At 66.7% G+C, this 24,571-nt stretch carries 20 protein-coding genes; 11 read left to right on the top strand and 9 right to left on the bottom strand.

Features of this window, described 5'->3' with window-relative positions; translation table 11 throughout:
* Nucleotides 1–7 precede the first annotated feature (7 nt).
* Complete coding sequence (locus tag AC1DJN_RS02520; RefSeq protein WP_442251287.1) at nucleotides 8–1,522, top strand: MFS transporter; 1,515 nt, start codon at nucleotides 8–10, stop codon at nucleotides 1,520–1,522.
* Here the strand turns inward: AC1DJN_RS02520 and AC1DJN_RS02525 are convergent.
* The 3 genes from AC1DJN_RS02525 to AC1DJN_RS02535 form a co-directional block, all read right to left on the bottom strand.
* A complete protein-coding gene (locus AC1DJN_RS02525; protein ID WP_442251286.1) occupies nucleotides 1,506–3,599 on the bottom strand; it encodes a TonB-dependent siderophore receptor in 2,094 nt (697 codons plus the stop codon). The two genes, AC1DJN_RS02520 and AC1DJN_RS02525, sit on opposite strands and share 17 nt — an antisense overlap.
* A 99-nt stretch (nucleotides 3,600–3,698) precedes the next feature.
* Nucleotides 3,699–5,084 (bottom strand): sensor histidine kinase, encoded by a 1,386-nt coding sequence (locus AC1DJN_RS02530; protein ID WP_478038748.1) that lies wholly within the window; start codon nucleotides 5,082–5,084, stop codon nucleotides 3,699–3,701.
* Nucleotides 5,062–5,745 carry a response regulator transcription factor gene (locus AC1DJN_RS02535; RefSeq protein WP_442251284.1) on the bottom strand — a complete coding sequence of 228 codons (684 nt, stop codon included), beginning with the start codon at nucleotides 5,743–5,745 and terminating at the stop codon, nucleotides 5,062–5,064. The genes AC1DJN_RS02530 and AC1DJN_RS02535 overlap by 23 nt, the downstream gene beginning before the upstream one ends.
* A gap of 152 nt (nucleotides 5,746–5,897) precedes the next feature.
* Here AC1DJN_RS02535 and AC1DJN_RS02540 point away from each other — a divergent pair, with 152 nt between their 5' ends.
* Nucleotides 5,898–7,064, top strand: coding sequence for an efflux RND transporter periplasmic adaptor subunit (locus AC1DJN_RS02540; protein WP_080150846.1), 1,167 nt, complete (start codon nucleotides 5,898–5,900; stop codon nucleotides 7,062–7,064).
* Nucleotides 7,065–7,068: 4 nt separating this feature from the next.
* Entirely contained in the window at nucleotides 7,069–10,170 is a 3,102-nt protein-coding gene (locus tag AC1DJN_RS02545; RefSeq protein WP_478038752.1) for an efflux RND transporter permease subunit, read from the top strand.
* Between the two features lie 278 nt (nucleotides 10,171–10,448).
* Here the strand turns inward: AC1DJN_RS02545 and AC1DJN_RS02550 are convergent, their stop codons facing one another.
* On the bottom strand, nucleotides 10,449–10,853 hold the full coding sequence (locus AC1DJN_RS02550) for a GFA family protein (protein ID WP_032977314.1): 405 nt from the start codon (nucleotides 10,851–10,853) through the stop codon (nucleotides 10,449–10,451).
* 163 nt (nucleotides 10,854–11,016) lie between these two features.
* On the opposite strand from AC1DJN_RS02550, the gene AC1DJN_RS02555 reads away from it, so the two are divergent.
* Nucleotides 11,017–11,994: an Lnb N-terminal periplasmic domain-containing protein gene (locus tag AC1DJN_RS02555; protein ID WP_478038765.1), complete on the top strand. Its 978-nt coding sequence runs from the start codon at nucleotides 11,017–11,019 to the stop codon at nucleotides 11,992–11,994.
* Nucleotides 11,991–14,033 (top strand): esterase/lipase family protein, encoded by a 2,043-nt coding sequence (locus AC1DJN_RS02560; protein ID WP_032977310.1) that lies wholly within the window; start codon nucleotides 11,991–11,993, stop codon nucleotides 14,031–14,033. The genes AC1DJN_RS02555 and AC1DJN_RS02560 overlap by 4 nt, the downstream gene beginning before the upstream one ends.
* Before the next feature lie 20 nt (nucleotides 14,034–14,053).
* On the opposite strand, the gene AC1DJN_RS02565 is transcribed toward AC1DJN_RS02560, so the two are convergent.
* Entirely contained in the window at nucleotides 14,054–15,415 is a 1,362-nt protein-coding gene (locus tag AC1DJN_RS02565) for an MFS transporter (protein ID WP_099783070.1), read from the bottom strand.
* 88 nt (nucleotides 15,416–15,503) lie between these two features.
* Here AC1DJN_RS02565 and soxR point away from each other — a divergent pair, with 88 nt between their 5' ends.
* Nucleotides 15,504–15,938, top strand: coding sequence for a redox-sensitive transcriptional activator SoxR (soxR, locus tag AC1DJN_RS02570; protein WP_032951587.1), 435 nt, complete (start codon nucleotides 15,504–15,506; stop codon nucleotides 15,936–15,938).
* A 37-nt stretch (nucleotides 15,939–15,975) separates the two neighbouring features.
* On the opposite strand, the gene AC1DJN_RS02575 is transcribed toward soxR, so the two are convergent.
* A complete protein-coding gene (locus tag AC1DJN_RS02575; RefSeq protein ID WP_025874043.1) occupies nucleotides 15,976–16,578 on the bottom strand; it encodes a short chain dehydrogenase in 603 nt (200 codons plus the stop codon).
* A gap of 98 nt (nucleotides 16,579–16,676) precedes the next feature.
* Between AC1DJN_RS02575 and AC1DJN_RS02580 the strand changes: the two genes are divergently transcribed.
* A complete protein-coding gene (locus tag AC1DJN_RS02580) occupies nucleotides 16,677–17,552 on the top strand; it encodes a LysR family transcriptional regulator (RefSeq protein WP_478038755.1) in 876 nt (291 codons plus the stop codon).
* 54 nt (nucleotides 17,553–17,606) lie between these two features.
* On the opposite strand, the gene proC is transcribed toward AC1DJN_RS02580, so the two are convergent.
* Nucleotides 17,607–18,428 carry a pyrroline-5-carboxylate reductase gene (proC, locus tag AC1DJN_RS02585; RefSeq protein ID WP_478038757.1) on the bottom strand — a complete coding sequence of 274 codons (822 nt, stop codon included), beginning with the start codon at nucleotides 18,426–18,428 and terminating at the stop codon, nucleotides 17,607–17,609.
* 16 nt (nucleotides 18,429–18,444) lie between these two features.
* The gene (locus tag AC1DJN_RS02590) at nucleotides 18,445–19,122 is read right to left on the bottom strand and encodes a YggS family pyridoxal phosphate-dependent enzyme (RefSeq protein WP_032977304.1); all 678 of its coding nucleotides are present in this window, start codon (nucleotides 19,120–19,122) and stop codon (nucleotides 18,445–18,447) included.
* Nucleotides 19,123–19,209: 87 nt separating this feature from the next.
* On the opposite strand from AC1DJN_RS02590, the gene AC1DJN_RS02595 reads away from it, so the two are divergent.
* From AC1DJN_RS02595 to AC1DJN_RS02610, 4 genes are all read left to right on the top strand, one after another.
* Complete coding sequence (locus tag AC1DJN_RS02595) at nucleotides 19,210–20,247, top strand: type IV pilus twitching motility protein PilT (RefSeq protein WP_478038761.1); 1,038 nt, start codon at nucleotides 19,210–19,212, stop codon at nucleotides 20,245–20,247.
* 79 nt (nucleotides 20,248–20,326) lie between these two features.
* Nucleotides 20,327–21,490 (top strand): PilT/PilU family type 4a pilus ATPase, encoded by a 1,164-nt coding sequence (locus AC1DJN_RS02600; RefSeq protein ID WP_478038763.1) that lies wholly within the window; start codon nucleotides 20,327–20,329, stop codon nucleotides 21,488–21,490.
* Between the two features lie 43 nt (nucleotides 21,491–21,533).
* Nucleotides 21,534–22,202, top strand: coding sequence for a PIN domain-containing protein (locus AC1DJN_RS02605; protein ID WP_152543319.1), 669 nt, complete (start codon nucleotides 21,534–21,536; stop codon nucleotides 22,200–22,202).
* Between the two features lie 142 nt (nucleotides 22,203–22,344).
* Nucleotides 22,345–23,328 carry an aldo/keto reductase gene (locus AC1DJN_RS02610; RefSeq protein WP_263929774.1) on the top strand — a complete coding sequence of 328 codons (984 nt, stop codon included), beginning with the start codon at nucleotides 22,345–22,347 and terminating at the stop codon, nucleotides 23,326–23,328.
* A gap of 129 nt (nucleotides 23,329–23,457) precedes the next feature.
* Here AC1DJN_RS02610 and AC1DJN_RS02615 read toward each other — a convergent pair whose 3' ends face one another.
* Nucleotides 23,458–24,357 carry a LysR family transcriptional regulator gene (locus tag AC1DJN_RS02615; protein ID WP_025874037.1) on the bottom strand — a complete coding sequence of 300 codons (900 nt, stop codon included), beginning with the start codon at nucleotides 24,355–24,357 and terminating at the stop codon, nucleotides 23,458–23,460.
* Between the last annotated feature and the right edge of the window lie 214 nt (nucleotides 24,358–24,571).

The raw sequence follows: 24,571 nt of genomic DNA on the forward strand, positions 1-24,571 counted from the left end.
GGCCGCGATGGCCCGTTTTCTGACCGATTCCCACTCCGCGCAACGGCGCTGGGCCCTGTTGTCGGTGTGTCTGGCCGCACTCGCGTTGCCATTGTCGTTCTCGGCCGGCGCTGTCGCGGTGCCGGTGTTGGCCATCCAGTTGGCCAGTTCGCCCGCTTCGCTGGCTTGGGTGACCAACGCCTTCATGCTCGGATTCGGCAGCCTGCTGTTGGCGGCAGGTGGGCTGGCGGACCGCTATGGGCGGCGCCGCCTGTTCCTGCTGGGCAGCGGCGGCTTCGCATTGGCGACGATGTTCGTCTGCCTTGCGCCGGATCTGTTCTGGCTGGACCTGGCGCGCGGGTTGCAAGGAGTGGGCGCTGCGGCGGCATTGGCGTCGGGCAGCGCCGCGTTGGCGCAGGCGTGGCACGGCCAGGCCCGCACGCGCGTGTTTGCCCTGCTGGGCACGACCTTCGGTGCCGGCCTGGCGCTGGGGCCACTACTTGCAGGCGTACTGCTTGAGGCGCTGGGCTGGCGAAGCGTGTTTGCCGCCGGAGGTGTACTGGCTCTGCTGGCGTGCACGCTGGCAGCCCGCGTGCTGCCGGAGAGCCGCGGGCAGGCTGCGCAGCTGGACGTATCGGGCATGCTGGCTTTCAGCCTGACACTGAGCATGCTGACATTGGCGCTGTTGTGGCTGGGCGAATTCGGCCTGTACGCAGCGCGGGTGCGATGGGCATTGCTGGCGACCGTGTTGCTGGCGGCATCGTTCGTGCTGATCGAGCGCAGGCATCCGGCGCCGTTGCTCGATCTTTCGCTGTTCGCACAGCGGGCATTCGTCGGTGTGCAGCTGCTGCCGGTGGCAACCTGCTTCGGCTACGTGGTGCTGCTGGTGGTCCTGCCGTTGCAGTTGCTGGGCGTGCATGGCCAGAGCGTCGCCACCGTTGGCGTGCAGATGCTGGCGCTGTCCGCGCCGATGCTGGTGCTGCCACTGCTGGCTGCGCGCTGGGCCGTCCGGCTGGGAAGCACGCGCCTGTGTGTGGCTGGGTTGCTGCTCTGCGCGCTGGGGCTGTATCTGCTGTCGCGGCAGGCGGCACATCCATTGCCGGCGCAATGGATCCCGCTGCTGGTGCTGATCGGTACAGGCACCGCATTGCCATGGGGCTTGATGGACGGGTTGTCGGTCAGCGTAGTGCCGGTGCAACGCGCGGGCATGGCGGCGGGAATCTTCGGCACGGTGCGGGTAGCGGGCGAGGGCATCGCACTTGCTGCGGTGACTGCATTGCTGGCGACGCTCATCGGTCAACGCCTGCCGGGCGCATCCGCTCCGGCAGTGGGCAAGGCCGCGGTTTATCTGGCTACCGGTGCGCTGCATTCGGCCCAGCCGCTGCTGCCTGGGTCAACGTCGCTGCAGTTGCAGCGCGCCAGCGGCGAAGCGCTGGCGCAGCTGCTGCACGTGTTGTCGGCGCTGACCGCCGGCAGCTCCCTGCTGCTGCATGTGCTGCTGCGGCGGTCGCCGTCCGTTGCCGTGCTCAGAACCGATAGCTGATGGTGCCGGTGACCACACGCGGGTAGCCGGCGAAACAATCGCCGAAGGTGCGGCACGGCGCGTAGTAACGCTTGTCGGTGAGGTTGGTGATGTTCAAGGCCCAGGTCCAGTTGGTCACCTGCACTTCCACCAGCGCATCGGCCAGGGTGTAGCTGGGGGTGATGACGCGGCCGCCGTTGCCCAGCGACACCGTGTTGCCGACATGGCGGACACCCAGGCCGAGTTTCATCCGTGCGGCGTCATCCAGCTGGAAGCCCTTGGACACCCAGGCCGAGGCCAGGTCCTGCGGGGTGTCGTTCAGGCGTTCGCCCACTTCCAGTGCGAAGTTGCTGCGGCTGACTTCGGCTTCGTTGCGCGCGTAAGCCGCAGTGACCGTAAGGTCGTTGGCGAACTGGAACTGGCCCTCCAGCTCCACGCCCTTGGAACGGATCTGGCCGGTCTGGACGACGTTCAGAACGTTGTTCGGATCGTTGGTCTGGCGGTTGGTCTCGGTGATGCGGTAGGCGGCCAGGGTCAACAGCATGTTGCGGGCCGGTTGCCACTTGATGCCACCTTCGGCCTGGCGTCCGCGCATCGGCTTGAAAGCATTGCCGAACAGATCCTGGCCGGACACCGGCAGGAACGATTCGCTGTAGCTCAGGTAAGGCGATACGCCGCCGCCGACGTCGCCGATCAGTCCGGCACGGTAGGTAGTGGCATCGTCGGTCTGGCTGGGCTGGCCTTCGGTCTTCGAACGAGCATGGTCGCGACGCGCACCCAGCACCAGCGACACGCGATCAGCCCAGCGGATCTGGTCCTGCACATATACGCCCAGCTGGGAAGACTCCTGGTCCGGCTGGCGCTCCCAGCCACGTACCGTCGGGGCGGTCGATACCGGTGCGTAGACGTCGATGGGCGTGCCGGTGGCATCCAGCCGCTGCAGCTGCTCCTTGTACTGGCTGTAGTCCACGCCGGCCAGCAGCAGGTGCTGGAAGGCGCCCGTGGCGAAGTCGAACTGCACCGCGTTGTCGGCGCTGATCACCTGGATGTCCGGCTGCGTGCCGTAGGCGGTGCGGTTGACCACGCGCCGGTCGGCATCGATGAAGGGGTTTTCCGGGTTGCTGTAGCTGTCCACATACAACTGCTGCAGGGTGGTCTTGCCGTCGATGTAGCGCACCGCCGAGCGCAGGCTGACCGCATCGTTGAAGCGATGATCGAACAGGGCGGTCAGGCTGTATACGCGCGAATCGATGCGGTCGAAACCGGCATCGCCGATGAAGGTGGTCGGATCCAGACGGCGACCGGGCGCTGCGTGCAGGGTGGCGGCCAGCGGCAGGAACTGCTGGCTGGAGCCGGTCTTGTCGTGCTGGTAGCTGGCCAGCAGGGTCAGCGTACTGCGTTCACCGCGCCAGCTGATCGAGGGTGCCAGATACACGCGGTCGTCCTTGAGGACATCGGTCTGCATGTTCGATTCGCGGACCAGACCGACCAAACGCCCGGCAACCGTGCCGTCGTCATTCAGCGCACCACCGATGTCGCCCTGCAGCTGCCGACGATCGAAGCTGCCCAGCTGCAGGCCGACCTCACCGCTGGCGGCGCCGAAGCTCGGGCGCTTGCTCATGGCGTTGATGATGCCGCCGGTGGCGCCCGCTCCGTACAGCACCGATGACGGGCCGCGCAGCACTTCCACCCGTTCCAGGCCGTATACCTCCGGGCGTGCCAGCGGGCTGAAGCCGTAGCTGCGGCGCAGGCCATCCTGGTACTGCACCGGGTCCAGGCCACGTACCGAACTGGCGTCATTGCGGGTGTCCAGGCCCCAGGCGTCGGCGGTGACACCGGCGCTGTAGCGCAGCACTTCCTGCAGGTTGTGTGCGCCGCGATCGGTGAACAGCTGCTGGGTGACCACGCTGATCGCCTGCGGCGTCTCGGTCAGGGCGGTGTCGGTCTTGGTCGCGGTGCTGGCGCGCTCGGCCACCACGGTCACCTTGTCCAGGGTCCGGGCCGCAGTGCCGTCCTGGGCTTGGGCGATGGCCGACGCCAGCAGGGTGGGCAGGAACAGCGTGTACAGCAGCGGGCGGCGCGACGGCAGGGCAGGCATCGTGGGGAATCCGGGAAGGGCGGTGACGGCGGATTATCCGGATGCCCGCTTCCAAATACAAATGATTCCCAAATGCACTTGCCGGTGATGAGCCCGGCTTCAGGGCAGGCCGTCTGCGGCGCCGCGGATGCTCATCCAGGCGCCGCCGCCGGGCGCGCTGCCGGCGCGGACACGGAAGCCGTGCAGCCCGGCAATGGCGGCCACGATCGACAGCCCCAAGCCAAAGCCGGGCCCTTGCCCGGCACTGCTGCTGCCGCGGAAGAAGCGCTGGTAGATCAAGGTGCGGTCCTGCGGCGGGATGCCCGGCCCGTTGTCGATCACATCGATCCGGGGCGCGCCGTGGTCGTCCATCGCGCGCAGCAGGATGCGTCCGTGCGCAGGCGTGAACTGCAGCGCGTTGGACAGCAGGTTGGCCACCGCTTCGAACAGCAGTTCGCGGTCGCCGCGCAGCATGCCGATCTGCGGCGCCACCTGCAGCTGCAGATCCTGTTGCTTCTCTTCGGCCAACGGCAGGTAGAACTGGTGCAGTTCCTGCAGCAGGTCGGCGATGTCGACCTCGTCGAAGGCCGAACGGCGCTGGTGGCTTTCCAGCTCGGACACGCGCAGCAGGGCGGYGAAGCGCGCCATCAGCATGTCGGTCTCCGCCAGCGCCTTGTCCAGCGGGTCCGCATGCGGGTCGTGCTCGCCCAGGCCAACCCGCATGCGGTAGAGGTGTGCACGCAGGCGCGTGAGCGGTGTGCGCAGGTCATGCGCGATGCTGTCGCACACGCCTTTGACCTCGGTCATCAGCTGTTCGATGCGTTCCAGCATGGCATTGACGATGCTCGACAGCCGATCGATCTCATCGCGTCGGTTGGATACCGGCAGGCGTTGCCCGAGGTCGCCGGCAATGATGCGGTTGGTGGCCGCTTCGATCTGCTGGATCCGCTTCAATGGGCGCCGGCGCAGCAGATGCCAGCCCACCAGCCCGGGGATGACGGTCAGTGACACACCCCACAGCAGTGCATCGAGGATGATGCTGTTGACCGCCATCAGCTTGCCGTTCTGGCGCACGAACACCAGTGTCCGGCCATCCCGGGTCACCACGCCGAGCGCGCTGCCACCGCTCTCGTGGCGGCCATCGACCAGCGTCCAACCCGCTACCTGATGCGAGTTGCCATCCAGCGGCAGTCCTTCGGGGATGGCCGTCAGCGGGCCCGCCATCGCCACGCCGGCCTTGTCGAACAGCCCGTACGTATACACCTGGTGCAGGTCGAAGCGCTGGCTGTCGCGCAGCGCGTCATCCAGCGCCGGGCCGTCGAAACTCATGAACAGATGGGCGCGCTGCTGCAGGCCCGATTCGGTCAGGTCGTTCAGGTAGTCCGAGATGCGCCAGTACATCACGCCCAGCAGCAGGCTGGACCAGGCCACGAACAGGATGCAGTACAGGCCCAGCAGGCGGCTGCTGGATGAGCGCCAATGGTCAGGACTGCGCGTCGAAGACATAACCGGTTCCACGTACGGTCAAGATCGGCTGCGGCCGGCCGGGTTGTTCGATGCGTTTGCGCACCCGGCCGATATGCACGTCGATCAGGTTGGTGCCCGGATCGAAGTGGTAGCCCCAGACTTCCTGGAACAACATGGTGCGGGTGACCACCTGGCCGGCATTGCGGACCAGGAATTCCAGCAGCTTGAACTCGGTCGGCAGCAGGTTGATCTCCTGGCCGCCACGGCGTACCGAGCGGCTCATCAGGTCCAGTTCCAGGTCGCCGGCGCGCAGCACCTTGTCGCTGGCAGCGGCCTGGCCCTGGCGCCGGATCAGCACTTCCACGCGGGCGGCCATTTCATCGGAGGCGAACGGCTTGGTCAGGTAGTCGTCGCCACCTGCACGCAGGCCACGCACGCGTTCATCCACGTCCGACAGCGCACTGATCATCAACACCGGCGTGGCGATGCCTTCATGGCGCAGCGTGGTGACCAGGGCCAGCCCGTCGATGCAGGGCAGCATGCGGTCCAGGGTGATCACCGCGTAGTCGCCTGAACGTGCCAGCGCCAGGCCACTGCTGCCGTCGCTGGCCAGATCCACCTCGAAGCCGTGGCTGCGCAGCTCGGTGGCGATTTCCTCCGCGGTGACAAGGTCGTCCTCGATGGTGAGTACGCGCGGCATGGGCCACTTTGCAGATTGGGACCTGCGCATCCTCGCAACCACGGGTGTGCACTGCAAATGAAAAATGTTTCATGCGTTTTTCGCTGGATYGCAGCGCGCTGTCTTCTATATTCGGCGCCGAACGCTCCCCCCGCGCGTGGAACCTGCTGCCGATGACCCTTCCGTACTTCTCCCTGCCTGCCGCGGGCTGGCGCCGGCCGCTGCTGGTGCTTGCCTTGGCTACCCTGCTGGCCGGCTGCGGCAAGGACGCACCCAAACCAGGCAAGGCGACGCCGGAAGTGACCGTGCTGACGCTGCAGAACCAGACGCTGGCGCTGCAGCAGGAACTGCCGGGACGCACCATTGCCTCGCAGGAATCGGATGTACGCCCGCAGGTGGACGGGGTGCTGGTGAAGCGCCTGTTCGAGCAGGGGCAGCTGGTGAAGGCCGGGCAGCCCCTGTTCCAGATCGAGCCGGCGCTGTACCAGGCCGCCCTGAACGAGGCGCAGGCCAATCTGAAGACCGCCGAAGCGGCCGCCGTGACCGCTCGCCTGCGGGCGCAGCGGATGCAGGCGCTGGGCAAGGACCAGCTGGCCGCGCGCCAGGACGTGGACGATGCCATCGCCAGTGGCCAGCAGGCGGCTGCGGCCGTGCAGGCTGCGCAGGCAGCGCGCGATACCGCCAGTACGCGGCTCGGTTTTGCCACGGTCACCGCACCGATTGCCGGTCGCATCGGGCGCGCGCTGTTCACCCCGGGGGCGCTGGTGACATCCGCCCAGGCCGATCCGCTGGCGCGGATCCAGCAGGTCGACCCGATGAACGTGGACATCACCCAGTCCAGCAACGAGTACCTGGCGCTGCGTCGCGCCATTGCCGAGGGGGGCGTGCAGGCCAACAGCGCGCCGGTGCGGCTGCGCCTGTCAGATGGCACCGACTACCCGCTGCCGGGCACGCTGGAATTTGCCGACATCGATGTGCAGCAGGAGACCGGCAGCATCACCCTGCGCGCGCAGTTCCCCAACCCCGAGGGACAGCTGTTGCCGGGCATGTACGTGCGCGCGCAGGTAGGCCAGGGCACGCAGCAGCAGGCGTTGCTGGTACCGCAGTCGGCGGTGGACCGCAGTGCCAAGGGCGAGGCGCAGGCGTGGCTGGTCGACAAGGAGGGCAAGGCGCGGCTGCGCACCTTCCGCACCGCCCGCGCGGTCGGCAACCAGTGGCTGGTGCTTGATGGCATCAGTGCTGGCGAGCAGGTGGTGGTGGCGGGGGCGCAGGGCCTTGCCGACGGCATGCTGGTGCGGATGAAGACGGCGCCCGTGGCTGCGCCGGCCGGAAAGGACTGAGCGCATGCTGCCGCGCTTCTTCATCCACCGCCCCGTATTCGCCTGGGTACTGGCGATCTGCATCATGGCGTTCGGCACGATTGCGGTGACCCAGCTGCCGGTCGAGCAGTACCCGGACATCGCACCGCCGCAGGTCAACATCACCGCCAACTACACCGGCGCGTCTGCACAGACGGTGGAAGACAGCGTCACCCAGGTGATCGAGCAGCAGATCAAGGGCATCGACCACCTGCTGTATTTTTCCTCCACCAGTTCGTCTTCGGGACAGGCGCGGATCACGGTCACCTTCGACCAGAGCGCCAACCCCGATATCGCCCAGGTACAGGTGCAGAACAGCGTCAACCAGGCCATCAACCGCCTGCCGCAGGAAGTGCAGCAGCAGGGCGTGACCGTGGCCAAGTCGCAGGGCGACTCGCTGATGGTGGTTTCGCTGTACGACACCAGCCGGCGCATGGAGCGAGTGGACGTTTCCGATTTCCTGGTCAGCAACGTGCAGGATCCGATCAGCCGCATTGCTGGCGTCGGCGAGATCAATGTGTTCGGTTCGGCCTATGCGATGCGGGTGTGGCTGGATCCGCACAAGCTGCGTGCCTACGACCTGATGCCGTCGGATGTGCGCAGCGCGATCCAGGCACAGAACACCCAGGTCACTGCCGGCGAGCTGGGGGCGTTGCCGTCCAGTGCGACGCAGAGCCTCAATGCCACCGTCACCGCGCAGTCGCGCCTGCAGACTCCGGAACAGTTCCGCGCGATCATCCTGCGCACGCTGCCCAGCGGCGCGGCGGTGCACCTGGGCGACGTGGCGCGGGTCGAGATCGGCGCGGAGAATTACCAGACCAGCAGCTTCCTCAACGGCTATCCGGCTGCGGGTTTCTCGGTGACCCTGGCCTCCGGCGCCAACGCGCTGGCCACTGCCGATGCAGTACGCGCCGAGCTTGAACGGCTGCGGCCTACGTTCCCGCCCGGGCTGCAGGTGGCCTATCCACGCGACAGCACGCCGTTCGTACGGGTCTCCATCGAAGGGGTCATCCACACCCTGATCGAGGCGATCGTACTGGTCGTGGTGGTGATGTTCCTGTTCCTGCAGAACCTGCGCGCCACCCTGATTCCTGCGATCACGGTGCCGGTGGTGCTGCTGGGTACCTTCGGCGTCCTCGCGTTGGCCGGTTTCACCATCAACACCCTGACGCTGTTTGCGATGGTGCTGGCCATCGGCCTGCTGGTCGATGATGCGATCGTGGTGGTGGAGAACGTGGAACGCATCATCCACGAAGAGCATCTGCCGCCACGCGAGGCAACCGAGAAGTCGATGGGCGAGATCACCGGTGCGCTGATCGGCATCACCGTGGTGCTCGGTGCGGTGTTCCTGCCGATGGCGCTGTTCGGCGGTTCCACGGGCATCATCTACCGGCAGTTCTCGATCACGATTGCATCGGCCATGGCGTTGTCGGCGCTGGTCGCGCTGACCCTGACMCCGGCGCTGTGCGCCACTCTGCTCAAGCCSTCSTCGGCGCAGAACCCCCCGGGGCGTTTCTTCGCCGCGTTCAACCGTGGCGTCGAACGCAKCCAGTCGGCCTACCAGGGCAAGCTCGGTGGCGTGGTGTCACGTCCGCGGCGCTGGATGGCGTTCTACCTGTTGCTGGTGATCGCCATGATCGCCTTGTACGCGCGCATGCCCACCGGCTTCCTGCCGGTGGAGGACCAGGGCCAGGTGACCTTCCAGTTCTCCACGCCTGAAGGCACGCCGATGGCGCGCACCGAGGCGCTGGGCGAGCAGATCAGCCGTTACTTCATGGAGCACGAGAAGCAGAACCTGGACGTGGTGTTCGTGGTGGTCGGTCGCAACAACGCCGGTACCGGCCAGAATGCGGGGCAGGGCTTCCTGGCACTCAAGCCCTGGGACGAGCGCAAGGGCGACAACACCGCAGCGGCGATCATCGCGCGCGCCAATGCCTATTTCCGCAAGCTGCCCGATGCCAAGGTCAACGTGCTGGCGCCGCCGGCAGTGCGCGGCCTGGGGCAGTCCAGCGGTTTCGAGCTGTGGCTGCAGGACACCAGCGCGGCCGGACGCGTGGCGTTGCAGGCCGCGCAGGAGCAGGTGGTGCGCGCGGCCGGCGAAGACGACGGACTGACCTCGGTGCGATTGAACGGGCTGGGCGACAAGGCCGAGCTGCGGCTGGACATCGACCACGCCCAGGCCAGCGCGCTGGGCCTGGCACAGGCCGACATCAATTCCACGCTGTCTGCCGCCTGGGGTGGCAGCTACATCAATGATTTCCTGGATCGCGGCCGGGTCAAGCGTGTCTACATGCAGGGCGACCAGCCTTACCGCAGCGTGCCCGACGACATCGGCCAGTGGTACGTGCGCGGTGGCAACGGTCAGATGGCCTCGTTCGCCAGCTTTGCCAGCAGCCACTGGGCGCGTGGGCCGCAGCTGCAGCAGCGTTTCAACGGCCTGCCGGCGATGCAGATCCAGGGCAGCGCGGCCGAGGGGCGCAGCTCGGGTGAAGCGATGCAGCGCATGCAGGCACTGGTGGCCGATCAACCCGGGTTCGATCTGCAATGGAGCGGGCTGTCCTATCAGGAGCAACTGGCCAGCAACCAGACGCTGTACCTGTACGCCGCTTCGATTGCCTTCATCTTCCTGTGCCTGGCCGCGCTCTACGAGAGCTGGACGGTGCCGGTAGCGGTGGTGCTGGTGATTCCGCTGGGCGTGATCGGTACGGTGCTGGCGACCACGGCTGCGGGCTTCGTCAATGACATCTACTTCCAGGTGGGATTGCTGACCACGATTGGATTGTCGGCAAAGAACGCGATCCTGATCGTGGAGTTCGCCGAAGCACGCTACCGCGCCGGCAGTTCAGCGGTGGAAGCGGCACTGCAGGGCGCGCGCCTGCGCCTGCGGCCGATCGTGATGACCTCGCTGGCCTTCGTGGCAGGCGTCATCCCGCTGGCGTTGGCCACCGGCGCCGGCGCGGTCAGCCGGCGTGAAATCGGCATGAGCGTGATCGGCGGCATGCTCTCCGGAACGGTGCTGGCGGTGGTGCTGGTGCCGCTGTTCTTCGTGCTGGTACGGCGGATGGGCAGGGCGCGGCCGGTGCACTGAGGAGGCCAGGGCCGTCGGTTGTCATCGGCCTGCCGCAACGCCATCACCCGGTCTTGGCCCGGGCATCGGTAGGGTGATCGTCCCCGTCCCCCACGGAGACCTGCCATGTGGTTGCTTGACCGACTCTGGCCCTCACGCCCTGCGCTGCCCGCCGCGACGCTGCCGCCTGCAGCGGACCTGCCCACGCGTCGAACGCCGTTGAAGCGTCCGTTGCGCGTCGGCCGGGCCAGCATGGCCCCGTGGCAGAAGGTCGCGCCGCCGCCCAGGCGCAGCCGCCACTAACCGGTGCGGTCGGCGGGGTGGTTCACCCCGTCATTGACCGGAATCGTTCCCAGCGCGAACGGATCGATGCCTTCCAGGCAGGCCACGTTGTAGCCGTACTGGTCCGGGTTGGAGCGGCGGCGGTGGTGCGTGTAGATGCCACAGACGTCGCAGAAGTAGTGCTCGGCCACGTGCGTATTGAACTGGTACAGGCGCAGATGGGCCTGGCCACGCACGATATGCAGCCCGTCTTCGGCCACGCTGGCGGCGATGGCGCCGCGGCGCCGGCACATCGAACAGTCGCAGCGGCGCGGGTCGACGATGCCCTCGGGCAGGTCCAGCAGCAGCTCGACGGTGCCGCAATGACAGCTGGCCCGGTGCTGCGCCTGCACGGCGACGCCGGCCACGGTGGTAATGCCCATCCTCGCTCCCTGTACACCTTGGTGGACGCCAGTATGCGCCCGCAGGCGCCAGCCTGAACCGTCGTAGATGTCGCCGTGAGGCGGCTTGTGGCTAACTATGCCGCCCCGGGACCCCGACAGGATGCCAGTGAAAGCCGCAGGACGATGGATGACAGGATGTGTGATGGTGCTGCTGGCGCTGTGGGTGGCCGGTCTGCTGACCTACCAGATGCCCGGGCCAGGCTGGCTGGGCGTGACCGCGGCGATGCTGTGGCTGCTGGCCGCCGCCTGGGCGGCCTGGCAGGTGGCGCGCGGCCGTGGCACGCGCCGGTTGTGGGCGGCCTTTGCCGGCGCTCTGGCGCTGGCGGGGCTGTGGTGGCTGCTGCTGACCCCACGCCAGGACCGCGACTGGGCCGATGACGTGGCGCAGCGCCTGCACGTGGAATCCTTCGATGGCCGCCACGTGGTGCTGGATAACGTGCGCGATTTCACCTGGCGCACCGAGACCGACTACGACGCGCGCTGGGTGCGCCGCAGCTACGACCTGGACCAGCTGCGTTCGGCCGACCTGGTGCTGTCGTACTGGATGGGCCCGGCGATCGCCCACACCCTGGTCTCGTTCGGATTCGAGGACGGGCGCCACCTGGTGTTCTCGCTGGAAATCCGCAAGGAGCGTGGTGAATCGTTCTCGGCACTGGGCGGCTTCTTCCRCAAGTTCGAGATGACGCTGGTCGCGTCCGAAGAAACCGACATCATCCGCACGCGCACCAACGCGCGCGGCGAGGATGTCTACCTGTACCGCCTGCACGGCATGGACCGCAACCAGCTCAAGACCCTGTTTGCTGCCTACATCGACCAAGCACGCCAGCTTGATGCCACGCCCGGCTTCTACAACACGCTGACCAGCAACTGCACCACGATTGTCTTCGACCTGGCGCGGCATATCGCCCCGCGCCTGCCGCTGGACTACCGGTTGCTGGCCTCGGGCTACCTGGCCGAGTACGCGCAGGAGGTGGGCGCGCTCACGCCTGGCGTGCCGTACGCCGAACTGCATGCCAAGGGCCGCATCACCGAGCGCGCGCTGAAGATGGCACCCGACGATGACTTCTCCACCGTGATCCGCCAGGGCATCCCTGGCACCGAGCAGGACCCGCAGCAATGACCCCGATGATCCTGTTCCGCTGGCAGCGCGCGCTGCCGGCGTTGTTGGCTGCTTTCCTGCTGCTGGGCGGCAGCGGCTGCGCGATGGTCACCGTCAAGCAGGTGGCGTCCAGCGATTACCTGGTCAACAAGCGCGCCGATGTGCTCAACACCGGCAAGCTCAGCCCCGCCTCGCGCGAGACACTGAGTGCGGCCGGGCTGGACGAATCACAGTGCGAGAAGGACTTCCTGGTCTGCCGCAGCACGCTGTTGATGACCGATGACCTCAACGTCGAGCAGCGGTTGTCGACGCTGTCCGAGCTGTGGGTGAAGGCCGCTCTGGCATTGACGTCGAAGAAGCAGGCGGCCAACGAACCGCCGATGAGCGATGCAGCGCTGGATGCATGGCTGGAGGCGGCGCGCTATGGCTATGCCTATCTGTTCTACAGCGGGCGCTCGCCCTCCGATCGCGCGTTCGAGGATCGGCAGACGCAGGTACGCGATTACTACAACTATGCTGCCGAGAAGGCCGCCGTGGTGTTGTTCGCGCGTGCCCGTGCCGCAGCATTGGCCGGCGAGGACTACACCAAGCCGGTGTCGGCGGGCAGCTGGACGCTGGCTTCCGATTTCCAGCGCCTTTCATTGAAGAGCATCCCCAAGCAGCTGGTGCCGGCCGGTACCGTCAGCTTCGTCGGCATGCGCAGCACCTATCGCCGCGATGGTTTCGGCGCCGAGCTGGTGATGGTGATGGACCCGCCGAAGCTGGTGGTGCCTGCCGTCGCCGCGGAAGGGGCCAAGGCCGAAACGGCACAGGCGCAGGCCACCAAGGACGAGCAGGAGGAGGGCGTCCGCCGCGGACGCCGCCACCAGCACGATGATTCGGTGCCCGAGTACAGCGAGATGTCCTCGATCAACGTTACGGCATTGCTGCGTTTTGAAGGCAACACGCTGGAAGACGTGATGCGCACCCGCCAGGTGCTGCTGGATGGCTATTCGCCCGAGGCCACCGAGCGCATCACCCTGCATGGCGAAGAGGTGCCGCTGGCGGGCAACTTCACCGCCGCCTACGGTCTGTGGCTGGCGCAGAGCGGATTCGCCACGCAGTCGCTGCGTACCCTGTTCGGCATGAGCGAGGGCATCGGCGAGCCGCACATCTACCTGATGCAGCCATGGGATCCGAACCGCCGCATCATCTTCATGCTGCATGGCCTGGGCAGCAGCCCGGAAGCGTGGGTGAACCTGGCCAACGAGATCATGGGTGACCCCGAACTGCGCCAGCAGTTCCAGGTGTGGCAGGTGTACTACCCGACCAATGCGCCGATCGCGCTGAACCGCTACGAGATCGCCAACGCATTCAACGACACGTTGCAGCACTTCGACCCCAACGGCAGCACGCGCGCCTCGAAGGACATGGTCTACATCGGCCACAGCATGGGTGGCGTGCTGGCGCGCCTGCTGGTCAGYGATTCCGGCGATGTGCTGTGGAATGATCTGCTGGCCAACTACAACCTGAAGGGCGAACGCCTGAAGCGGGTGCAGTCCAAGCTGGGTCCGTTGCTGCACTTCAAGGCCGAACCGAACGTGGAGCGTGCGATCTTCATCGCCGCCCCGCACCAGGGCACGGACATCGCCGGCAACAAGGTCGGCCGCCTGATCGGCCGCCTGGTGCGCCTGCCGCTGACCATCCTCGGCAAGTTCGAGGATGTGTTCCTGGCACTGGCACAGGCCGAGCAGCAGGCGGATGGCACGGCCAAGCCGAAGATTCCCAACAGCATCGACAACCTCAAGGCCAGCGACCCATTCGTGAAAGCCGCTGCGCAGCTGCCGATCACGCCGGGCCTGAAGTACCACTCCATCATCGCCCAGCGCAAACCGGAACTGCCGGTGGAGAAATCCGACGATGGGCTGGTGCCTTACTGGAGCTCGCACCTGCCGGGCGCGTTGTCGGAGAAGGTGATCATCTCCGGCCACAGCGTGCAGGAGACGCCGCAGGCAGTGCTGGAAGTGCGCCGCATCCTGCACCAGGACATCGATGAAGTGGGTACGGTGGCGAGGCCGTAACGGGACGCTCTCCGGGGCGTCTACACGCGACGTGCGATCACCGTGGCGAACACCGCCAGGCCCAGGGTGATGGCCAGGCACAGGATGTAACCGGTATGCGGGGCGCTTTCCACGAACAGTGCGAACAGCGCGCCGGATACCGCCAGTGCGGTGGTCACCGACAGTGCTTCGCTCAACTGCAGGGCCGAGGTGTTCGCACCCTGTTCGTGTGGTGGTGACAGTGACAGCGTCAGCACCGAAAGGCTGGCGTAGATCATGCCCATGCCGAAGCCGGTCAGTGTCCAGCCGACCAGGGCGACCGGCAGTGGCACCGCAGTGAACAGCACCGCCAGCGTCGCGGCGATGCCCACGGTCATCAGCGGTGTGCCCACGCGCAGCAGTTGCTGCCGCGACCAGCCGCGCTGCTGGTGACCCTGCAGCCACGAGCCGGTGAACCAGCCCAGCGCGCCCAGGCTCAGCACGGCACCGGCCCAGCTGGGTGACAGCCCACGCTCGCGCTGCAGCAGCAGGGGCAGGTAGGCCTCGCAGGCGAAGAACGCGGCAGCGGCCACACCACGCAATGCGATCACACTGGGCAGGCCACGGCGCAGGCGCAGGGTGCCGGCGGGCAACAGGCGATGCACGCAGAACAGCAGCGCCAGCATCGCCACGCCGATGCACAGCAGTGCCGGTACGCCCTGTTGTTGCCCGCCCAGATACAGCAGCAGGGCAGCCAGGGAGGCGCCGCTGGCCCAGCGCACGATGTTGCCGCGGCCATCATCGGCAACATCCGTGGCTGCAGCCTGCATGCGCGCCAGCGCCGGTCGCAGCAGCAGGCCGGCCGGTATCGCCAGCAACGGCACCGCCAGGAACACCCAGCGCCAGCCAAGATGCTGCACGATCACACCGCTCAGCGCCGGGCCGATCATCGACGGAACCACCCAACCGGCAGAGAACGCGGCGAAGACCTTCGGCCGCAGATGCTCGGGATAGGTCCGGCCGACCATCACATACAGCGACACCGAAATGGCGCCTGCGCCCAGGCCCTGCAGCAGGCGTCCGGCCACCAGCATGCCCATGCGCAGGGCGAAGCCCGCCAGCAGCAGGCCGAGCACGAAGCAGGCCAGGCCCCACCATAGCGGGCGTGCGGGGCCGTGGCGGTCGGCCCAGCGGCCGGCCAGGGTCATGCCGATCACGCTGGTGGCCAAGGTGCCGCCGAAGGCCAACGCATACAGGCGCAGGCCGTCCAGGGCCTCGGCCACGGTCGGCATTGCTGCGGCCACCGCCAGTGCCTCGAAGGCATGCAGGGAGACCAGGGCGACCATGCCCAGGGTGGTGGCGCGGTAGCGCGCGGACAGGATGGAGGAATCGACCGGATCGGCCGTGGCAGCGGGGGAGGGCATCGGGTTCCTGCGGAGGCGGACGGGCCGCGCTTGTCATCTGGCGGCGATGGTAGCAGCATGCCACCTCAACCAAAGTTGAGGTCAATCGATGCTGGCACAGGACATGAGCGTCGGCGATGTCGCCCGTCGCAGCGGCGTGGCCGTCTCTGCGCTGCATTTTTACGAGCGCAAGGGATTGATCAGCAGCCTGCGCACGTCGGGTAACCAGCGCCGCTACGCCCGCGACGTGCTGCGCCGGCTGGCGGTGATCCGCGTGGCGCAACGCGTGGGCATGCCGCTGGAAGCGGTGGCACGTGCGTTCGAGAGCCTGCCGCAGGGGCGGGCGCCGACCAAGGCCGACTGGGCCAAGCTGTCGGCACGCTGGCAGGTGGAACTGGAGGAACGCATCCACATGCTGCAGCTGCTCCGCGACGAGCTGACCGGCTGCATCGGCTGCGGTTGCCTGTCACTGAAGCGTTGCCGCCTGGCCAACCCGGATGACGTGCTCGGCGAGCGCGGCGACGGCCCGATGCGCTGGGGCTGACCGTGCTGGTGGGTGCCGACCCTGGTCGGCACGCTCGTTACCAGACGGTGATGGTTTCGCCGCTCTGGATGCCTTCCACCGCGCGCTGGAAGGCGAGCGCCGCGCGCTGTGCGGTCACCGCTTCGAAGCCGGGGAAGTAGGGGCCGTAGGCTTCCATCGATTCCACCAGCACGTTCGGGCTGACCACGTTGATGCGCAGCCCGCGCGGCAGCAGTTCCAGCGCCGCCGCCCGCACGAAACCTTCCAGCGCATGGTTGACGGCGGTGGCGTTGGCGCCATCGCGGATCGGCTGCGCGCTGACGATGCCGCTGGTCAGGGTGATCGAGCCGCCAGCGTTGAGATGGTGCTGCGCGGCCAGTGCAAGGCGTACCTGGCCGAGCAGCTTGTCCTGCAGGCCGACGTTGAACTGTTCGGGTGTCATCTGCTGCAACGGGCCGAAATGCAGCTTGCCGGTGGTGGATATCACCGCATCGACCGGGCCGGTCTGCGCGAACAGTTCGCGCACGCTGGCGTCGTCGGTGAGGTCCACGCGCAGGCTACCGCTGTGGCGGCCGGCAGCGAGGATGTCGTGCTGCTGGCCCAGGTGGCGGGCGACCGCCTGGCCGAGGGTGCCGCTGGCACCGACGAGAAGAATCTTCATGACAGCTCCTTGCGAGAGGGGATGGATGCAGTCTGCGCTGTCACCGGTTGGTTTGGTAAGTGGCTTATGATTCRCATATTCCTAACCATGGATTTGCAATGGATACCTTGCGCTGCATGCAGGCCTTCGTCGCCGTGGCCGAGCACGGTAGTTTTTCCGCTGCCGCCAGCCACCTGCAGGTGTCGGCGGTGATGGTCGGCAAGTACATCCAGCAGCTGGAAGCGCACCTGGGCACCGCGCTGCTGCAGCGGAACACCCGTCGCCAACGCCTGACCGAAGCCGGCACTGCCTACCTGGCCGGTTGCCGGCAGGTGCTGGAACAGGTGCAGCAGGCCGAGGCGGACGTGGCCGGGCTGCAGGTGCAGCCACGCGGGCTGTTGCGGGTCAGTGCGCCGACCACCTGGGGCAGCTGCGTGCTGGCTCCCGTGTTGAGCGATCTGCTGCGGGCACAGCCGCTGCTGAACATCGAGCTGGACCTGAGCAATCGCCGCATCGACCTGATCGAGGATGGCTTCGATGCAGCCATCCGCGTCGGTCCGCTGCCGTCGCAGGAACTGGTGGCGCGGCCGCTGCCGCCGTATGCGATGAGTCTGTGTGCATCACCGTCGTACCTGCGCCGCCGTGGTACGCCGCGCACGCCCGCCGATCTTGAAGGACATGATTGCCTGAGCCACCTGGCCTGGCGCGGCGGTCACGGTTGGCAGCTGGCCAATGGCGAACAGGTCGATTGGGAAGCGCGGTTGACCAGCAATGACGGTTACGCGCTCCGCGAAGCAGCCGTGGCGGGCGCAGGCCTGGTGCTGCAGCCGACCGCGCTGCTTGCCGGTGAAATCGCAGCGGGACGATTGAAGCCACTGCTGCGCGACTATCTGCCCGAGCCACGGCCGATGCACCTGATCTACCTGCCCGACCGTCGCCCCCGACCGCGGCTGYAGTGTTTCGTTGATTTCGTCATGGCCAGGCTGGGCACGTAGATCCACGCATGCGTGGATGGCGGTGGGTGCCGACCGTTGGTCGGCACACTTGTTTCAATCATTGGCGGCAGACAGTTCCTGCCCACGCACCTGCGCGGCACGCAGTGCCTTTTCCACCAACGCTTCAAACCCACCTGCCTGGAAGCTTTCGATCGCCGCCTGGGTTGTGCCGTTGGGTGAGGTCACCCGGCGCCGCAGTTCGGCTGGGCTTTCACCGGCTTCGTCCAGCATGCGCGAGGCGCCCAGCAGTGTCTGCACCACCAGCGTGCGCGCCGCTTCTGCAGGCAGGCCTTGTGCGATGCCGGCCGCTTCCATTGCTTCGGCCAGCAGGAACACATAGGCCGGGCCACTGCCGGATACGGGGGTGACCGAATCCATCTGCGCTTCGTCGTCGATCCACACCGTGCGTCCCGCGCTGGCCAGCACGCGTTCGGCCTGCGCATGCTGCTGCGCATCCACCGCTGGCGTGGCATACAGGCCGGTGACCCCGGCGCCGAGCAGGGCCGGGGTGTTGGGCATCGCGCGCACCACCGGCAGCGTGCCACCCAACCAGCGCTGCAGCTGCGGGCTGGTGATGCCGGCGGCGATCGAGATCACCAACGGCTCCTGTGTCTGCGCCAACACCTGCAGTGACTGGCAGACCTCGCGCAGCACCTGCGGTTTCACCGCCAGCAGCCACGTGTTGCCCTGCGCCGCCGCAGCGGCCGCGTTGTCGTGGGTCTGCACGCCAAAATCGGCAGCCAGCTTTTCGCGCAGTTCGGCCACCGGTTCGGCCACGTGGATGTGCGCGGCCGGCACGCCCTGCCGGATCAGGCCGGCAATCAGGCTGCGGGCCATGTTGCCGCCGCCGATGAAGGTGATGGAATCAGCTGCCATGGGAATCTCCTTGGAATCAGGCCGGGCGCGGACGCGCGCCGAACAGGGCGGTACCGATGCGCACCAGGGTGGCACCTTCGGCGATCGCTTCAGCGTAGTCGCTGCTCATGCCCATCGACAGGGTGTCCACCTGGGCATGAGCGGCAGCCAGCGCCTCGAAAAGTGTGCGCATGCGCACGAACGCGTCGCGCCGGCGCTCGGCGTCGGGCCACGGCGCAGGAATCGCCATCAGGCCGCGCAGGCGCAGGTTCGGCTCGGCGGCGATGGTTGCCGCCAGCGCGTCCACGTCGTCCGGCGCGCAGCCGTGCTTGCTCGACTCGTCATCGATGTTGACCTGGATGAGTACGTTCAGCGGGCCGCGTTCAGCGGGGCGGTAGCGGGCCAGCGCGGCGACCAGCTTGGGCCGGTCCACGCTCTGCACCCAGTCGAAGTGCGTGGCCACCGGTTCGGCCTTGTTCGACTGCAGGTGGCCGATCAGGTGCCATTCCAGGCCCAGCGGCTGCAGTTCCTGCATCTTGGCCAGCGCTTCCTGCACGTAGTTTTCGCCGAACGCGGTCTGGCCCTGCGCGGCAAGCGCAGCCACGGCCTCGGCCGGCTGGGTCTTGGACACCGCCAGCAGGCGCGGCGGTGGCCGCCCGGCGGCAGCGGCGGCGTTGTGCAGGTTGCTCAGGATCTGGGGCAGGGGAGTGGCCACGTAACGCGTTCCGTTCAATCAGGARGCTATACTGCCGCCCGGGGAAAGATCCTTCCAGTCGAAGCCGTTATTGGGGAGTAGCCGCTCATGGATATCGCCGAGCTGTTGGCGTTTTCCGTAAAGAACAAAGCGTCCGACCTGCATCTGTCCGCAGGTCTGCCGCCGATGATCCGCGTGGACGGTGATGTTCGCCGGATCAACATTCCAGCCCTGGACCACAAGCAGGTCCACGCGCTGGTGTACGACATCATGTCCGACAAGCAGCGCCGCGATTACGAGGAATTCCTCGAAGTCGATTTCTCCTTCGAGATCCCGTYGCTGGCGCGCTTCCGTGTCAATGCGTTCAACCAGAACCGTGGCGCCGGTGCGGTGTTCCGTACCATTCCGTCCGAAGTGCTGACCCTGGAAGACCTGGCCTGCCCGCCGCTGTTCCGCGAGGTGATCCAGCAGCCGCAGGGCCTGATTCTGGTGACCGGCCCGACCGGCTCGGGCAAGTCCACCACGCTGGCGGCGATGATCGACTACATCAACAAGAACGAATACGGCCATATCCTCACCGTCGAGGATCCGATCGAATTCGTGCACACCTCGCAGAAGTGCCTGATCAACCAGCGCGAAGTGCACCGCGATACGCACGGCTTCAACGAAGCGCTGCGTTCGGCACTGCGTGAGGACCCGGACATCATCCTGGTCGGCGAACTGCGTGACCTGGAAACCATCCGCCTGGCGCTGACCGCCGCGGAAACCGGCCACCTGGTGTTCGGCACCCTGCACACCAGTTCGGCGGCCAAGACCATCGACCGCATCATCGACGTGTTCCCGGCCGGCGAGAAGCCGATGGTGCGCTCGATGCTGTCCGAATCGCTGCGCGCGGTCATTTCGCAGGCGCTGCTGAAGAAGGTCGGTGGCGGTCGTACCGCTGCGTGGGAAATCATGGTGGGTACCCCGGCCATCCGCAACCTGATCCGCGAGGACAAGGTGGCGCAGATGTATTCGGCCATCCAGACCGGCCAGCAGTACGGCATGATGACCCTGGACCAGCACCTGCAGGACCTGGTCAAGCGCAGCCTGATCACCCGCAACCAGGCCCGCGAATACGCCAAGGACAAGCGTCTGTTCGAGTAAGGCGAGGCAATGGCGGGGCAGGGCGCGCGAATACGTCGCCGGCCCCGCGCTGTTTCCTCCACCGACCGATTCCTGGTACATGCCCCATTGGGAGCCCGCCGTGAACACCACCGCGACCACCATCGATTTCACCTCGTTCCTCAAGCTGATGGCGCACCAGCGCGCCTCGGACCTGTTCATCACTGCCGGCATGCCGCCGGCGATCAAGGTCAACGGCAAGATTTCGCCGATCACCCAGACGCCACTGACGCCGCAGCAGAGCCGCGACCTGGTGCTGAACGTGATGACGCCGGCGCAGCGCGAGGAATTCGAAAAGACCCACGAATGCAACTTCGCCATCGGCCTGTCCGGCGTCGGCCGCTTCCGCGTGAGCTGCTTCTACCAGCGCAACCAGGTCGGCATGGTGCTGCGTCGCATCGAGACGCGCATTCCCACCGTGGAAGAGCTGAGCCTGCCGCCGATCATCAAGACGCTGGCGATGACCAAGCGCGGCATCATCCTGTTCGTCGGCGCTACCGGTACCGGTAAATCAACCTCGCTGGCAGCGATGATCGGTTACCGCAACCAGAATTCGACCGGGCACATCATCACCATCGAAGATCCGATCGAATGCGTGCACAAGCACGAGGGCTGCATCATCACSCAGCGCGATCTCGGCATCGATACCGACAGCTGGGAMRMCGCGCTGAAGAACACSCTGCGCCAGGCGCCSGAYGTGATCATGATCGGCGAGGTGCGTACCCGCGAGGGCATGGACCACGCCATCGCCTTCGCTGAAACCGGTCACCTGGTGCTGTGCACGCTGCACGCCAACAACGCCAAYCAGGCGATGGACCGCATCGTCAACTTCTTCCCGGAAGATCGCCGCAACCAGCTGTTGATGGATCTGTCACTGAACCTGAAGGGCGTGGTCGCGCAGCAGTTGATTCCTTCGCCGGATGGCCGCTCGCGCAAGGTGGCGATGGAGATCCTGCTGGGCACGCCGCTGGTGCAGGACTACATCCGCGACGGTGAGATCCACAAGCTGAAGGAGCTGATGAAGGAATCGGTCCAGCTGGGCATGAAGACCTTCGACCAGAGCCTGTTCGAGCTGTACCAGGCCGGTGAGATCAGCTACGAGGACGCACTGCGCTACGCCGATTCGCAGAACGAAGTGCGCCTGCGCATCAAGCTCAGCCAGGGCGGCGATGCCCGCACCCTGTCGCAGGGGTTGGATGGCGTGGAGATTTCAGAGGTCCGGTGAGGGCGCCGCCCGCCGCTGGCTGACTATCGTAAATGGGGTGCATATGGATATGCCGCGTGCTCGCAACGTCGTGCTCATCGATTACGAGAATGTGCAGCCTCCGTCTCTCAAGGAGTTGGTTGCCCCTGGTTTCACCGTGCTGATCTTCGTTGGCGCATCGCAATCGCGGATCAGCATGGATGTTGCCGAGGCAGTCCAGGCATTGGGTGGCAACGGACGCTATGTGCGTTGCAATGGTAGCGGGTCGAACGCGCTGGATTTCCATATCGCCTTTTACATCGGCGAGATGGCTGCGGTCGATCCCAGCGCATTCTTCCAGATCGTTTCGAGGGACACCGGCTTCGATCCACTGGTGGCGCACCTGCAATCGCGGCGTCTCAACGTCCTGCGGTGCGCATCCGTTGCCGATCTGCCAATGCTCCGTGGCACGCAGCAGGCTCCGGCCAAGCCACCGACGCCGGTCGTATCGAAGGCCAAGCCGCCAGCGTTGAGTGTCGACGCGCGCCTGCAACGCGTACATGCAGTGTTGGTGAAGCAGGGCAAGGCGCGGCCGGCTTCAATGAAGTCGCTCACCTGCGCGATCAACAGCCTGTTTCAGAAGGCACTTCCCGCAAAGGATGTCACTGCGCTCATCCAGCAACTGCAGCAGAAGAAATGGATCACACTGGAGGGCAGCAAAGTACGTTATCAGCTGCCGTCCAAGGTAGCGTAGGTAACTCGTCCACCGGATGCAGAATTGGTGCGGGCGGCAGGACGGCATTCATGAAATCCAGTCATGACCGACTGCCATCCAGGTCGTTCAATCCGCTGCCCCTGCAGGCGTATCGTCATCGCTCCCCTACTGGAGCACGACGATGCAGACACGTGAACTCGGCCGCAGCGGCCTGAAAGTCTCCGCCCTGGGCCTGGGCTGCATGGGCCTGAGCCACGGCTACGGTCCCGCCGTCGAGCAGAGCCAGGGCATCGCCCTGCTGCACGCCGCGGTCGAGCGCGGCGTGACCTTCTTCGACACCGCCGAAGTCTACGGACCGTATACCAACGAAGACCTGCTCGGCAGGGCGCTGGCACCGCACCGCGACAAGCTGGTGATCGCTACCAAGTTCGGCTTCAAGGACGCACAGGTCGACACCGGCCTGGACAGTCGTCCGCAGAACATCCGTGCGGTGGCCGAAGCCAGCCTCAAGCGCCTGCGCACCGACTACATCGACCTGTTCTACCAGCACCGCGTGGATCCGAACGTGCCGATCGAGGATGTGGCCGGCACCGTGCGTGACCTGATCGCCGAGGGCAAGGTGCGCCACTTCGGCTTGTCCGAAGCCAGCGCCGCCACGGTGCGTCGCGCGCATGCCGTGCAACCGGTGGCCGCAGTGCAGAGTGAGTACTCGCTGTGGTGGCGCGAACCGGAACGCGAACTGCTGCCGGCGCTGCAGGAACTCGGCATCGGCTTCGTGCCGTTCAGCCCGCTCGGTCGCGGCTTCCTGACTGGCGCGATCAACGCCGACACCACCTTCGCCGACAACGATTTCCGCAACACCGTGCCACGCTTCGAAGTGGAAGCGCGTCGCGCCAATCAAGCGCTGGTTGACCGCATCACCACGATCGCGGCGGCGCGGGGCGCCACCCCGGCACAGGTCGCGCTGGCCTGGCTGCTGGCGCGGGCACCGTGGATCGTGCCGATTCCGGGGACGACCAGGATCCATCGCCTGGAAGAGAACCTTGCCGCCGCCGACCTGCAGCTGTCTCCCGCCGAGCTGGAGCGCATCGCGCAGACGCTGCAGGAGATCGCCATCGTCGGCGAGCGCTACAACGCGCAGCGCGCAGCGCAGGCCAAGGGCTGATCGCAGTGTGTGCGGACTTTCGTCCTGTGCTGGGTGTGGTCTTTCGATCTTTGGTGGGCGCGGACTTTCGATCTGTGGTGGGTGCGGACTCTCGTCCTGTGGTGGGTGCGGACCGTTGGTCCGCACGCCTCACCCCACCATCGGTCCGCGCAGCGCATCAAGCACCGTACGCATCGCCACGGTGACGTGCCGGCGTGACGGGTAATACGCGTAGTAGCCATCGAAGTGCGGGCACCAGTCATCCAGTGTTGATTGCAGGCGGCCTTCCAGCAGGGCCGCCTGCACCTGGTCTTCGGGCAGCCAGGCCAGTCCGCTGCCGGCCAGCGCCGCAGCCCGCGTCATGCCCATGGTGTTGAAGGTCCATTGGCCGGAGACGCGGATGCTCAGTTCGTGGCCATCCTGACCGAAATCCCACGGCATCAGGCCGCCATGGGTGGGCAGGCGCAGGGTGATGCAGTTGTGCGCGGCCAGATCGTGCGGATGCACCGGCGCCACGTGCTGGCGGAAGTACGACGGTGCCCCCACCACGCGCATGCGCAGCGGCGGACTGATCGGCAGCGCCACCATGTCGCGTGCCAGGCGCTCACCGAGACGGATGCCGATGTCGTAGCGCTCGGCGACGATGTCGGCCAGGCCGTAATCGGTGGTCAGCTCGACCTTCAGGTCCGGGTACTGCTGCAGCAGCGGCGCCAGCCTGGGCCAGGCCAGGTATTCGGCGGCGTGGCCGGTGGCGTTGATGCGGATGGTGCCTGCGGGGCGCTCGCGGTACTCGGCCAGCGCGGCCAGTTCGTCTTCGATCTCTGCCAGGCGCGGGGCCAGGGTTTCCAGCAGGCGGGCACCGGCCTCGGTGGTGGCGACGCTGCGGGTGGTGCGGGTCAACAGGCGCACGCCCAGTCGCTCTTCCAGCCCGCGCATGGCGTGGCTGAGGGCGGACTGGGAGACGCCCAGCTGGGCAGCGGCTTTGGTGAAGCTGCCTTCGCGGGCAACGTGGACGAAGGCTTGCAGGTCGTTGAGGTTTTCACGCGGCATGAGGGGATGATACGGCCGGGCTGCGCCCGGCGCCCGCGGTAGTGCCGGCCGCTGGCCGGCAACCGCAACAGCAACAGCTGGCTTCCTGCTGGGATGGCGGGGTGGGCCCGGTTACGGGGGACGCCGTGAATCCATCCATGGAGGCTTGGCCGCGGCATCCATGCCGCGGACACCCCCGCAACCGGACCCACCCCGCCTTCGACAGTTTTCCGCG

This window comes from Stenotrophomonas sp. 05L414_2 (assembly GCF_056397905.1).